The sequence below is a fragment of the Bacillus sp. V3-13 genome, assembly GCF_002860165.1.
Classification (GTDB): domain Bacteria; phylum Bacillota; class Bacilli; order Bacillales; family Cytobacillaceae; genus Bacillus_BJ.
In genome coordinates this window covers 1-13,746 of the sequence record NZ_PGUZ01000011.1, presented here as the reverse complement: position 1 = coordinate 13,746, position 13,746 = coordinate 1, and the positions used below count along the sequence as shown (strand labels likewise).

Here is a 13,746-nt window from a genome sequence, read left to right as displayed (position 1 = left end):
CAATGTACAATAACAAGAATTTTTGCGGATCATTCTGCCCGTTTAATGCGGGAAAAGCTGTTTATCTGGTTTCCAAAATTGTTTGTCGGTTTGAAGAATCCTCCTTAAGACGGTTAAGTAATTGACCTCGGAAATAGGAATCAAATAAGACCTCTCTGATATGAATTAACCCCACCCTTTCAATCCATTCCCACGTCCGCTCTAAATAATTCGCCGTTTCCCTGTAATACTGGATAAATGCCCCGGACAGTTCAATTACTTCTTCAGGTGAGGTCACAACATACAAAAGGTCACCCGCGCGGACCCTTCGTTCATCGCTGCCGCCGACATAAATTTCCCATCGCCCGTCAATGGCGATAACTCCGATATCCTTGCTTGCAGAGCCAGCTTCACCGTGTATACAAGGGGAAACTCCTACCCTTATTCGATAGGGTGTTTGTAAGCATTCTGTTATTCTATCGAGTCGGGCTGCTATTTCGAGGGAATCGTGTTTCCCGCAGCCACAATTGCTTTCATTTATAGTTGTTTTTACCGTATGGGTTAATGGGCTATTGGTTTCGCCTAAATGCATATCCAGCTCTTTTTTAATTCCTTCAAGATCCTCTCTTGATATCCCGATGAGCTGTATTCGCTGTTCACTGGTTAATGCCGCTTTCGCTATTTGATATTTCTCCATCACATCTGCTATTTTCCTTAATTGCTTTGGGTTGGTTACTCCACCATACATTTGCGGAGTAACGGAAAATGTTCCGTCACTATGGCTGATTCCGTTTAGCGTCGCCATTTCTATAAGGTTATCTTCATGAACTTCACGGTGCGGGTAAACCATTCTCAGGTAATACTGTAAAGCAGGCAGGCATTTAGGGCATCCCTTCAGGCTGGTCCAACCCAATTTAGCCATAATCTCTTCAGCTGAAGTAAGGTTTTGCTTTTGCATTTGGCAGACAACTTCGTCCTCGGTCAATGACGTACATCGGCATAAAGGGCTTGTTTCGACAAATTCATCAAAATCATCGCTCATGGTATAAGCTAACAGCTCGGAAATGAGGGGTTTACAGCTTCCGCACGCACCTGAGGCCTTTGTACATTGCTTTATTTGCTCGACCGTTGATAAACCCTTACTGATAACAGCTTCGATAATGGCCCCTTTAGAAACACCATTGCAATTACAGATCATTTCTGACGGCTTCAAGGAAGCAATCGGATCCTCTCCGGCTATGGCCGGTGAAAGGAGAATTCCTTTTTCTACCGATGCAATATCTTTTTTCTTGCGAATGATATCCAGCAATCTTGGCGCTTCCTTTATGTCACCGTACAACACAGACCCAACCAATCTATTTTCCTGAAAAATCATTTTCTTATAAATCCCGTCTACATCGTTAAAAACAGTGATGGCTTTTGAATGGCGGTCTTCGGCCAGCTTCCCGATGGAAAATACGTTCACTCCGGATATTTTCAATTGAGTTGACAACACAGAGCCAACGTATCCATCTCCGGGAACACCACAAATATGCTTTGCCAGCTCTGCCCCTTGTTCATACAGGGGCTTAACCAAGCCATAAACAACGCCTTCGTGTTCGGCACATTCTCCAACGGCATAAATATTAGGAATGTTTGTTTGCATAAATTCATTGACGAGGATTCCCCGGTTCGTCAGAATTCCACTATCCCTTGCCAATTGACAGTTTGGCTGAACGCCGGCAGCTATGACAATCATTTCGGCATCCACCTTTGTACCATCTGAAAACAAAATCTCTTTCGCATCCAGATCGCCAATAATCTCTTTTGTTTCCTTTGCCAAAAGAAATTTCATGCCTTGCCGTTCCAGTTCTTTTCGCAGCATTTTCGAGGCGGTTGCATCCAGCTGCCTTTCCATTAACAGGGAGGATTTATGAATCACGTGAACCTGCAAGCCGAGATTCTGTAACCCTTTTGCTGCTTCCAGGCCAAGAAGGCCTCCACCGATGACGGCCGCTTTTTTAGATCGCCTGGCTGCTTCCATAATTTTTTGGCAATCCTGTATCGTTCGAAATGTATAGACCCCTTCTTTTTCCACACCGGGAATAGGCAGAATAAATGGCGTGGAACCTGTTGCTAAAATTAATTGATCAAAAGGGATCTCCCTGCCTTTATCTGTTCTTATGATCTGTTTGTCAATATCCAATTTCTTTACCGTTTCTCCAATAAACAGTTTGATCCCTTTCTGTTTATACCAGTCTTTCTCATGCAGCATAATCTCGGTTATTTTTGTATCCCCCTGCAAAACAGAAGACAACATAATCCGATTATAGTTTCCGTATGGTTCACTTCCAATGATGGTAATCTCAAATTTATTGGCGTCAACCTTGATAATTTCTTCAATGCAGTGAACACCCGCCATTCCATTCCCAATCAACACCAATCTTTGTTTATCCATTTTAAAACCCCCAGAAGTGAATAAATATGGTTGTTGTCAATGCTGTTGCGTATTATCGCATAAAAGAACAGATTTGAAATAAAGTGTGTAATAAAACCTTACATACTTTTTTTAAAACCTGCCCGTTTCGAAATGATTTGCTTGTTCCAATGATGCTAAATGGAAATTTTAACCGCATAAAATTGGCGGTTTACCAAAATACTATTAACAACTTTCCTATGTTAGATTTCCTTACATAAGACTTTCAATCGTCATTCTCCTCTTTTATAATGGCACTAATTGCTTGAAACCGGGTTAGCTATCTATTTTCAAATAAGGAAATGAAGCTTTCCCAGTTAAAAAATGAAAGGGGAATTAGAAATGAAGTTGTCTGAACTAAAGACCAGCGGGCATCCAAAAACACTTATTTCGTCCTTTTTGTATTTCGATGTGAGCTTTATGATTTGGGTGTTACTTGGTGCTCTGGGGGTTTACATCTCACAGGATTTTGGCCTTTCACCGGCTGAAAAAGGATTCATCGTTGCCATCCCTATCCTGGCGGGCTCTCTTTTTCGAATTATCCTTGGAATCTTAACCGACCGTATTGGTCCAAAGAAAACGGGTATTATTGGAATGTCCATTACAACAGTACCTCTTCTATGGGGTCTCTTGGCGGGAAAGACGTTAACCGAATTATATGCAATTGGTATTTTACTGGGGATAGCAGGTGCAAGTTTTGCCGTTGCACTGCCGATGGCCAGCCGCTGGTATCCTCCGCACTTGCAGGGTGTTGCAAATGGAATAGCCGGAGCAGGCAACAGCGGAACCCTTTTTGCCACCTTATTCGGACCCCGTTTGGCTGAAAACTTTGGCTGGCACGCAGTCATGGGTTTGGCACTTGTCCCGTTAACAATCGTTTTGATTGTCTTTATCTTTATGGCTAAAGATGCGCCAACGCAGCCGAAACCACAGCCCTTGGTCAACTATTTAAAAGCGTTCAGCCATAAAGATACCTGGTTGTTCTGCCTTCTCTACGGAGTAACATTTGGGGGATTCGTCGGGTTATCGAGCTTTCTGAGCATTTTCTTTGTCGATGAATATGGCCTGTCAAAAGTGGAAGCCGGTGATTTCGTTACTTTATGCGTGGCTGCAGGCAGCTTCTTTCGTCCCGTTGGCGGATTAATTGCGGATCGAATCGGCGGAGTAAGGATTCTTTCCTATTTATTTATTGGAGTTTCTCTCACAATGCTGGGAGTGAGCCAGTTCCCTCCATTTACGCTTGTTACAATCCTGCTTTTCATCGGTATGATGTGTCTTGGTATGGGAAATGGCGCTGTATTTCAATTAGTACCGCAACGGTTTCAAAAGGAAATGGGGATGCTAACGGGCATTATTGGGGCTGCAGGGGGGATCGGCGGTTTCTTTCTTCCAACTCTATTAGGGCTGGTAAAAGGAGCGACGGGAACTTACGCTGCCGGTTTTATTACCTTTGCGGCATTCGCTCTCATTGCCTTCGGTGTACTGTTGTTTGCCAGCATAGCCTGGAGAAAAAATTGGAATGCCAGACGTGAAGCTGTGAAAATATAAGACTCATCATTTTTTAGGTTTGGGCTCTCCCCCCTGGCTAGTAACATCCAAGTACCTGTTTTTGGCTAAACGGAGAAGTCCTCGCCGCTCATTATTTCCTCCGCCTGGACAATGCGTTTCGGACCTGTCACTGTTTTCTTGATAGGACGGATATACGTGGAGATTGTTTTATGTGTGCGCTTGAGAATGGTAGCGATTTGGTGGGGAGTATTCCCCATCAGATGCAGGCGAATCGCCTGGCAGCGTTCATACATGCGATGACTTTTTTCAGATTTAATCCTATTTTCAACATCCTGCAATTCGTCAATAGTAGATTTCATTACACATCACCGCCCATTCATGATAATTCTTTATTCGACGTCTGATGTAAAAAAACCCTTCCAAATTATGAAGAAAAACTTAAGTTCAATCTATATAGTTAACTAAATGTTTTATTATTAAATCTTGCATAAATAAAAATAAAAACCATCCTAATATTCCCAGACCTATTGAAGAAATAAATGAATAGAATTCTTTAGTGTAATTCCTATTATTAGTAACATAATGACAGTCGAGGGAATGCCCCAAACTACACCTAAAGCAAACTCACTTATTTTCTCCATATGTTCACCCTGTACATATAGCCATATAATGCTTAAAACGCTAACAATGGGTAAAGCCGCAATGATCCCTCCCTGAGTAGGATACCTTTGTGAAATTTGTGTGATAAGCCCAATAATAATAGCTGAAACAATAATTTTAATGATTGGAAACATTAGTTGCTCTCTCCTTCATTAATGCAAATGCCTCTAAAATTTTTCGTCTTTCGTCATTACTCATCATCTCAAATAGAAGTTTTTTAAGTTTTTCTTCATCGAGACTGGAATGGCGATGTAATACCTCGCCTCCCAAGTCAGTAAGGCTTAGATTTATCTTTCGCTCATCTTTGATGCTACGGGTTTTAACTAAGTATTTTTTTTCTATCAAGCGTTTAATATGTTCTGAAGCAGTGTTTTGAGAGACTTGAATAGCTTTAGCAACTTCTTTTATCCCTACTTCATTCTCTTTTTGGATAACTTGCAGAATCCTTATACTTTGATGAGTTATTTTTTCTTGGTGATTAAAACGTAAGTGATAGTAAATATCTGTCCAAAGTTGATTTAATTCGTTGATTTCTTTTAACATAATCCCCCTCCATATATCGTATGTTAAGAATATATCTCATATTACGATATAATTAAGTAAAACGCAATCTCTTTGAACTAACCTAACCGTTAAGGAACTTACAAATACCTTAATCCAAAATATAGCAGAATAAAATGAGATTCTATCAAAAGCCAGGGCACTTAAAAAATCATTCCGTGCTTAGTTTGGTATTTTGTAAAAATTTTCAAGCAAAAAAAGCATCAATCCTTTCTGGATCAATGCAGACGTTAATTTCTATTATATTATGACTATATTATGACCTAATATTTCATTTATTCTATAGTCTTATCGTTTGCTCCACGCATCACTGCTGGGTCCTACCCGAAAAATTGGTGATTACTTGTCCTGTTCCACGTACAATCGATTTTGACGTAGGGATTGCCCGGAGGCCCATTGGTCCACGCACATGCAGCTTTTGTGTACTAATGCCAATTTCCGCTCCGTATCCGAATTGCTCACCGTCTGTAAAACCGGTTGATGCATTGTGATTGTATATTGCCATGACTCAGAGCCATTAATGCCAAAGTTGAGAACCATTAGTGCCAACGTAAGAGCCATCAATAAAAGCGGGTTCTGCAAATAGTCAGTAGTGCCAGAGTCACTTTACATGGAGCCTCTACGGGCATGGATTCCCAGCCAAAAAGCCAGCGTTTATGGGGCTGGCTAAGCTAACAATGCTATCATGCCCGCCTCTCCACGTAAAGTGCACGTCTAGTCCGTTAAACAATTCTGTGGTGGCTCTCGCTATGGCAGAGGTGGCTCTTAAATCTGTCCGAAGTGGCTCTGAAATATGGCAGACATGGCACTTTGTGATGGCCATATACACTTAAACGGGTCCTTGGCGACAAGTGGTAGCGATCTTTGTCCCAGTCTAATTGTTCATTAAGGACTTTTTCAAACCCTGTTTCATCACAAATCGCTGAAATCAACTGGGACGGCCCAGCCAAAGGGTCAAAATCTGATCAGTTTATGCCATCTGATTTTTCCTCGCTTTTCATTTGGATAAGAAAGACTTCGAGGGGAAGAGGAAAAATCTTTTTTAAAAAATAGATGGGCACCTGCCGAATGTGGGTGTTATTTAGTTTTAGAAGATAAAAACATACGCTCCCTAATTTTCCAGTTCAGAGAAATCAAAAAAGCGCTAATACCTGCTTGAAGTAGAGCAAAATATAAAATCCTTCCAATGTCTTCAATTTGACTATAAGTATATGTTGAAGGAATTTCTTCAGTAATTATATAATAAATGACTAAAGGGAAAAATAAAAAAGGAAACCTAGTCCAAAAATACTTTTTAAAACCCTTTGAACGGATTTCTTTCCATTTTTCCGAGGGATTTTTAATACCCATGATTTCAGCACCTCTCTCATTTACTAATTTTCCTTAACCTTTTCCTCCATTATCAATTTGGCAGACAGCAATAACCCATATAATGTTATTGCTAATGAAGATGATGATTTATCGTTTACAGTAGTGTTAAAACCCCCTTCATTGTTCTTGAACCTATTTAAGGTTTCCGACATATTGATAAAAGGCTCTTTAATTTTGAGAGTTTCAGACATCATTATAAGAGAATAGTTAACGATAAAATCTTCTCTACCATTAACAATAAATATTTTTTTGTTTTTATCATAGCTTTGCTTAATAAACATCGATAATGAATTTGTATTTCTTAGTTCTATCCCATCTTCCGCTAATCACTATTTGATCGTAAAATGAGATAGAAAAATGACAAGTTTTTACTTGTTATGGAGCCTGAACAGCGAATGAAACATGCCTTAATAAGGGAATCCTTTGCGGGCTTCCCCTCGATTTCCTTCGACAACCCTTCTCGACATAAACTGATTATCCCGTATTCCTTCTATCCAGGTAGATGGTCTCGTCGAGTCCCAGCCATATCAGTATCAATCGGGTTGTTTCGGGAATATTCGCCACGGTTTTCTTTTCGCCGGTGACCGGATCCCTGTATTCGATCACGTTGACATAGTCAAACTGTTCCAGGATAGTTTTACCCGTCGGGCTATAAAAATCTTTTCCATAAAGGCGCAACGGTGTTTTCTCTTCGGCAATCTTCACCCGGATCCTGCGCTGTAACAGGGCGTAAAGGAGTAGCCCGATCACAAGTACGTAACATAAACCGAGTACCCTGGCCTCATTTTTCAGGAAGACGCCATGGACAAAGTATGGATGCTTCAAGGCGCGAAAGAGGTTCTCGACATCGATCTGAGCCTTGTACCTGCGAAGAAGGCCGAGGCTTCCAGGTTCTTTATCCCGGCTCAGGTTGCTTATGAGGACAAACGTGCTTTCCCTTTCCCGTTCGTTTTGGATCCGGGCATCGTCCTTGATGAGGCTGAACTCACAGATATAAAAGGTTTGAACAGGTGCCGTTTCGGTTTTGGATGGCCGCCCTGGCCGCCTTTTTATTCGTTCTCTTCGTATGACTTGACCGGTTATCTGATGATACTTGAGCGGCGTGTTTAGGCATTCATCCAAATAGGCGGCAGCGTCCTCCTGGCAATGGTACTCCACGCTGCTCCAGTCTTTGATGGACTTCTCTGCTTTGGCTTGTTCGCTCTCGACCTGCCGGTCAATCTTTTTTTGTTTGCGCTGATCCAAAGCGGATGAATGGACGACGGCAAATCGATAGTTCCGGCCGTACAACTCCGTACTTATGCCCTGAATCCGGTAGGAGGCAGCATTCTTTTTGTCTGCCAATTTGCCAACCTGTACCCAGTCTGCTTCATTCTCAAAGGCTTGCTTTTTGAGGATTTTGCATAGCTTGAAATTCTCGGGGAAACGGCTGATAAACGGGCGGTCGCCGAAGATTTTCAGGTTTTCTTCCGTGACCATCGCCGAATCGGCAATGGTCACCATCGAGTGCAAGGCCTCTTTCGGAAGCAGGTCTTTGATGCGGAGCGCCATGGTCCCATTCCAGGTTTTATCGGAGGTGTTCCCGTTCATGACGTCGGCAAATAACGGGATACCTTCCACGCTGCCGAGCCCGAACATCAGCTGTTTCAAATCCGGGCGCCGGTCCTTACTATGTCCGAATTCGATCTTTAGTGGGGATTCTTCAGAACCGGCCGTTTCATAGATTCCCTGGACGGGAAGGCTGGTCGTATCAAAATGGGCCTGATCAAGAAGGATTCCTTCTTTCTCCAGGGCTTCCCGGGCAATGGCATAATAGATACCGGGAAGGTCACTTTTGGCCAGCTTTTCCAGAGCCCTTCCCAGCCGATCATCGTTGAAATCATCGGCCTTCCATGCTTTACCGAATAAATTTTGAATATCCATCGTTTCGTAAAATTCACGGACACGATACAGGGGTTCTCTTTTTACCAGCAAGTTGATGACAAGTGCTTTGATCGCTTCCCCCGGGGACATTTCAGCCCGCTGCGAATCCAATGAAACCCGGTCATTTATATGTTCGACCACCTTTAAGGAATCACAAAAATGGGCAATGACAGAAGACGCACGGGCATTGATTACCTGGACATTTTCGATGAGATGGGACACAAAGACCACTCCATTCAGAAGGTTATTCTGAAGGATTCGCCAGACTGATATGGGATTCCTTTTAAGAGACAATTCAATTCAAATTTCGTCATTTATTGACATGCGGAAGATGGGATACTATTACTTAATCTAAGCAGGTTTATGTAAAACAAAATAAAAAAGGAGTGATACCTATGTATTATGTGATAAGTGATATTCACGGCTGCCATGCTGAAATGATGGACGCCCTTTCTCACTGGGATAAAGAAAACGAAACACTGATCGTCTTAGGTGATTTGATCGACCGTGGCCCCGACTCTCTCAATGTCGTCCAGACGCTGCGCGAATTGAAAGAGGTCGCCCCTGACCGCGTCGTTGTCCTAAAAGGCAATCACGACGAGTCGTTTACGGCGTGGCTTTTGGATACTCCGGAAGAAGAACTTGGATTTTACTACATGCCAAGCCACGAAGAAACGGTCCGGTCGTTCTATGGCTATGATCCCGAGAACGTCCAGAAGTGCAAACGGGACAGCCGCAAACAGCGCGGCCAGCACATCCGGCATTTATTCATTAAGGAGCTCCACTTCTTGGCTAGGCTGCCGATGGTGCATGAAACCGAGAACTGCATCTTCGTCCATGCCGGAATCAACTTAAATATCCAGGACTGGCGGGACGATGAGCGATGCATGAACGAGATCCGCAATCCGTTTATTTATTCGAAGAAGCAGGCCCCGAAACGCGTCTTTTTCGGCCACACCCCAACGGGGCTCATCCGGGATGACAAAAGCGACTGCTCGATTTGGATGAGTGACCATGGAGATAAAATCGGCATCGACGGCGGCTGCGTATTCGGTCGTCAGTTGAACGCCTTGAAAGTCAGCGAAGACGGCGACATCATGCAGACGATTGCGATTCATAAAAAGACGGGAGCGTCTTTATGTGTTTAAATGAAAAAAAAGATACCGGGGCGTTCATCAGAGAACCCCTCCGGTGTTACATCTCCGAGAGTGAATATCAGGCGTATGTCTATCTAAACCTGTGGTCAGACTTATAATTACGTATTATGTAATCGTATTATGGAATATATAAAACCAAACCGTTTCTAATTCTATCTTTCAGATTTATTAAACGTCATCAGACGAAAAGAAAGCACCTATCCAAAGAAAGGCGCTTTTATACCGTATCAGCTGTCATGTCTTATAAACGATTCTAATTCATCAACCTTGTTGCCATCCATTATATGCGACACCCCAAAAGTCGCCTCTTTACCGTCCTTATTAACAGCAACGTCCAAATCGTTGAGTAGTTGGTTCATATATTGAAATGCCGTTTCCATACCTGCAGGCATCGGCTTCCAGTCCTCCGCATATTCAAGATTGGCCATTTCTTTTCCCGTATCATCGATATGGGCGGTTCGTTCAAATTGAATATGCCTTATTTCAGCAGCAAGTATTCGCAAGTTGGCAAAATCTTCATCATAACTTTCATTTTTGTCATGAATATAATGTTGCATATTTTTGTAGAGAGAATTGGCCTTTGTATAATAAACAAACCCAATATCTTCTTGTTCTAGCTCATCAAAACTTTCCTCCGGCGCTCGATTAAACTCCGCTGACATTTCGGCAATCCATTCTTTTGCTTCTGGGGAAAATTCGACAGTTTCATTTTCAACCGCAGCTGGCTTTTTATCCGTTTCCACAACAGGTTCCACGTCATTTGCTTTACATGCCGTCAACAATCCGGCCGCCAAAATACCGACCAATCCGATTTTGATGACTTTCAAAAAACAGTCCTCCCTTTAACTGAAACCATGACCCATATTTTTCTAAAAATGAATGATGGCTTTCTTTTAGTGTTTTACATGTCCATTATATTTCTCTTTCAAAACCTCTACAAGAGTTCTCACCATGTTTTAAATTTAACTATGGTATACTTTGGGCGTATACGTTTTCAGATGAAAGGGCGGACTTAGATGAAATGAGCAAAAATAATAAGATTGCCACCATCAGTCTTGGCAGCAGCATGATACTTCTGCTGATATTATTGGTTTTGGATGCAAAGGGTATTTACGTTCAACTTGGGCCACCATCTAGTGGGGTTAGTCATCATATAATAAGCATCTTGCTAATTATTGCAGCCGTTATTTCAGCTGTGTATTTGTTAAAAGATAGAGGGATGAAATGGATTGCTATAGGGATTGGATTATTTTTTATATCACTGACTAGCGTACCAGAACTATTAACAGAAACAGAATACACCACTTTCTTTTCACCCGATCGCAACGAAAAATTTGTGGTTATTGAAAAAGGGTATGTGAAACTTTACCAACTATCAAATTCTGGTTTGTTTATGACAGCTTTAACGAGCTTTGATACCGATCGGGGATATAAACCCTTTTCAGAAGGAGCCTATGAATTAGAATGGGTGTCACCCCATACATTAATCATACATTATGCTTTTGATTATAGGCTTGAGACTGATTTTAAAACGATCGAAGTGCAATACCATCGCGATTAGACTCAACACTAAAGTCAAAGCAGAAAGGTTAACCTCACGTGACGGTTAACCTTTCTGGGCACTTGCCTTTATATTGAACTGAACGTCCTATTCTTCGTTTACTAGCTGAACAAGAATATCCTTGAAGGCCCTGGCGACTTCTTCTCCTTGCTCAATCGAATAACCAGGGGTATCGAAGCGAGCCATGAAAAGCCCTCGCATCTCCAGTATACCCGCCTCATCAGATGTTAGTAAGTACGTGCTTTGAGATTGCACTAGATTAGGATCACCCGAAAATCGACTTTCGAAGAACAGACTAAACCTTACTGCATATCTATCTTCATAGTAATATCGCAATAGATCATTTATTGGCTGTGGGATATTGATAAGCATATTTCCGAGGTTCACCGCATCAACATCCGCTATAAAATCCGCCATTGAAAACCTGGTGACACGGTCATCAAGATGTCCGATTAGAAATAATGCTGCGCCATACGCTGAATCAAAACCTTCTGCCGTCGCAGATCCCCCAGCAGCGTCAATTAAATCTCCGGCCCAACCGGCAAAATCCACAAGTGCCTGATTGATCGTCCCGTGATGTAAAATGCTATTCAGGGTGGCTGCTAAATGTGGAATATCCATCTCTACCGTATATTTTGGATCGTAAATTTCATTAATGGTTGGATTATTTAACTGACTATCAACCTTATTGATAAATTCTGTATCCAAAGAACCCGCTGTCATATTCCATAGGCTTCCATAATAACTCTTTGCTCTTAGATATTGACATACAAGCTTATTTGCTTGTGGAATATCTCCACCTGAATGAGTAAACGCAATATCATATATTTCATCAACTAGATCAAAAAATACATGATTCGCCATGTCTGGTACGGAAGGGTATTCGACAAGAGGGTCTACTGTGCTTTCCCCATTATATCTACCGGACTTGATATTATTGTCAATTTCGATGTGTCCATCTCCTGAACCAATAGTGATAGTGGAAATTTGATCAAAAGCCCAATTCTCAGGAAGGGGATAACCAAGGTTACCACTATATCCAGTAGACATACCGCTCACAAAACTTGTTGTAGCCAACCCCTCTTCAGAGACTCGGATACAAACAGCTCTTGGACCATAAACCCCAATTTTATAAATGCTCCCTAAATTACTCATTCTCTCGTTTACCCCAATAAAGTAAGGAATAATATTCTGGGTTATTTCATGACCAAGAACGTCAAAATCTACAGCAAAATAAATCGTCGCACCCTTTAAAAAGCCATACTCCCTAGCAGCAGTCAAGGCGGCTTCAGCGTCAATACGACCTTGTTCTATAGAGAAATACTCTAAATAGCTCCCTATTGTTTGATAAATTGGGAAAACTGTCAATCCAGCATTAAAAATGTTCTGCAGCTCACCCGGTTGAATTTTTTTATTTAACGAGGAATTAGGAACATTGGTTAAGTACCGTCCCACTGTTTGATACCCTTCCGCTTTTAATGCTTCTGCCCGCGCAGGGGTAATCATTGTTACACAATCACAAGCCGTCCCTTTTCTTGTTGAATCTCCTGTACTCACTAACGCTGAAAGCCATGTTTGCTTTCCAGCAACACCATCAGCAGGCAACATGCAAAAACTTTGAAAACTCAGTACAGCTTGTTTCACTGTACTGCCGTAATACCCGTCGAATGCTCCAGGATCAAAGCCATTAACATACAGAGCATATTGGAATAACTTAACAAAGTTACCGCTACTGCCTGAACTTAATGTCGGCAACCTATCCCTGGTCGTCGGTCCAACGCTGCCTGTTTGAAGGTGCGGTGCAATCCCTTCCTCTGTTTGAATTCCATAGATTAACGCTTTATTTGTACCTCTTTGATAATGGCCGTCGCATGGCTGCACACCGGAAGTTGTATAATATTTGTTATTCAAATCCTGCTGCATTTCTCGAATTCTAGGATCGCCGCCTATCGTTAGGACATAAGCATCCATGGTCAAAAACGCTTTAAATACGTAATCATATACTTTTCCGTCGCGAACGGGCAATCCTGCATGGGTTTGCAGTCGAATGACAGCATTTTTCAAGTCTTCATCAAATAAACCAGTAAAGCCGCCTGGATCATACCCTTTACAGTAACAAGCACCTTGTAAAATTTGAACAATATTTTTCCCTTGCTCATCTTCCGGAACTGAACCTAATTCCATTTCGCCCCAACTCTTATATGCAGCACTTGTGCCAGGTCCAAAATTGTCGGCTGGTGTTCCAATTCCCAATTCAATTTGTAGAGCACGGGTTAGAGCATATACGGTTGACCATCCTGTTTTTCCGTTTTCCGGAGCTGGCTGATAACCGCTTCGCCCTCCATATGTGTCGTTGACCCATTCTTGAACCATTAAGACCATTGAATCCATGTTCAAACCTTCCTTCTTTTTTAGTTTGACCTTATTCACGGTAACTTTGGGGATGTCCCCAAGTTATTATTAACTGACAATTAATAAGAAAAACCGGGCGAAAACCATGCCCGGTACTTTTTTGTTTAGAGGAAATCCGGTAGTTTGTGCTCATATCCATGAACACTTTCATAATGCAC

At 42.0% G+C, this 13,746-nt stretch carries 10 protein-coding genes and 2 pseudogenes; 3 read left to right on the top strand and 9 right to left on the bottom strand.

From position 1 onward, the window contains the following. Positions 1 to 61 precede the first annotated feature (61 nt). Entirely contained in the window at positions 62 to 2,416 is a 2,355-nt protein-coding gene (nirB, locus tag CU633_RS04335) for a nitrite reductase large subunit NirB (RefSeq protein ID WP_101658504.1), read from the bottom strand. A gap of 360 nt (positions 2,417 to 2,776) precedes the next feature. Here nirB and CU633_RS04330 point away from each other — a divergent pair, with 360 nt between their 5' ends. Further along, positions 2,777 to 3,982, top strand: coding sequence for an MFS transporter (locus CU633_RS04330; RefSeq protein WP_101658503.1), 1,206 nt, complete (start codon positions 2,777 to 2,779; stop codon positions 3,980 to 3,982). Between the two features lie 65 nt (positions 3,983 to 4,047). Here CU633_RS04330 and CU633_RS04325 read toward each other — a convergent pair whose 3' ends face one another. The 6 genes and pseudogenes from CU633_RS04325 to CU633_RS04295 all read right to left on the bottom strand — a co-directional run bounded on the left by CU633_RS04325 (position 4,048) and on the right by CU633_RS04295 (position 8,680). Then, positions 4,048 to 4,302 (bottom strand): terminase gpP N-terminus-related DNA-binding protein, encoded by a 255-nt coding sequence (locus CU633_RS04325; RefSeq protein WP_101658502.1) that lies wholly within the window; start codon positions 4,300 to 4,302, stop codon positions 4,048 to 4,050. A gap of 85 nt (positions 4,303 to 4,387) precedes the next feature. Continuing rightward, positions 4,388 to 4,737 (bottom strand): annotated as a pseudogene (locus CU633_RS04320) (DUF3147 family protein). After that, a complete protein-coding gene (locus CU633_RS04315; protein WP_101658501.1) occupies positions 4,721 to 5,146 on the bottom strand; it encodes a MarR family winged helix-turn-helix transcriptional regulator in 426 nt (141 codons plus the stop codon). Before CU633_RS04315 ends, CU633_RS04320 begins: the two are co-directional and overlap by 17 nt. A 325-nt stretch (positions 5,147 to 5,471) precedes the next feature. After that, positions 5,472 to 5,666, bottom strand: a pseudogene (locus tag CU633_RS04310) (hypothetical protein); the annotation flags it as partial. 575 nt (positions 5,667 to 6,241) lie between these two features. Further along, positions 6,242 to 6,514: a hypothetical protein gene (locus CU633_RS04305; protein ID WP_101658500.1), complete on the bottom strand. Its 273-nt coding sequence runs from the start codon at positions 6,512 to 6,514 to the stop codon at positions 6,242 to 6,244. A 495-nt stretch (positions 6,515 to 7,009) separates the two neighbouring features. Beyond that, positions 7,010 to 8,680 (bottom strand): IS1634 family transposase, encoded by a 1,671-nt coding sequence (locus tag CU633_RS04295; protein WP_180954856.1) that lies wholly within the window; start codon positions 8,678 to 8,680, stop codon positions 7,010 to 7,012. 173 nt (positions 8,681 to 8,853) lie between these two features. On the opposite strand from CU633_RS04295, the gene CU633_RS04290 reads away from it, so the two are divergent. Then, positions 8,854 to 9,606, top strand: a complete 753-nt coding sequence (locus CU633_RS04290) for a metallophosphoesterase family protein (RefSeq protein WP_101658497.1) — start codon at positions 8,854 to 8,856, stop codon at positions 9,604 to 9,606. 236 nt (positions 9,607 to 9,842) lie between these two features. Here the strand turns inward: CU633_RS04290 and CU633_RS04285 are convergent, their stop codons facing one another. Further along, complete coding sequence (locus CU633_RS04285) at positions 9,843 to 10,442, bottom strand: hypothetical protein (protein WP_101658496.1); 600 nt, start codon at positions 10,440 to 10,442, stop codon at positions 9,843 to 9,845. Between the two features lie 194 nt (positions 10,443 to 10,636). Here CU633_RS04285 and CU633_RS04280 point away from each other — a divergent pair, with 194 nt between their 5' ends. Further along, entirely contained in the window at positions 10,637 to 11,176 is a 540-nt protein-coding gene (locus CU633_RS04280; protein WP_101658495.1) for a hypothetical protein, read from the top strand. A gap of 87 nt (positions 11,177 to 11,263) precedes the next feature. Here the strand turns inward: CU633_RS04280 and CU633_RS04275 are convergent, their stop codons facing one another. Next, positions 11,264 to 13,567, bottom strand: a complete 2,304-nt coding sequence (locus CU633_RS04275) for a glycoside hydrolase domain-containing protein (protein WP_101658494.1) — start codon at positions 13,565 to 13,567, stop codon at positions 11,264 to 11,266. Positions 13,568 to 13,746: the final 179 nt, after the last annotated feature.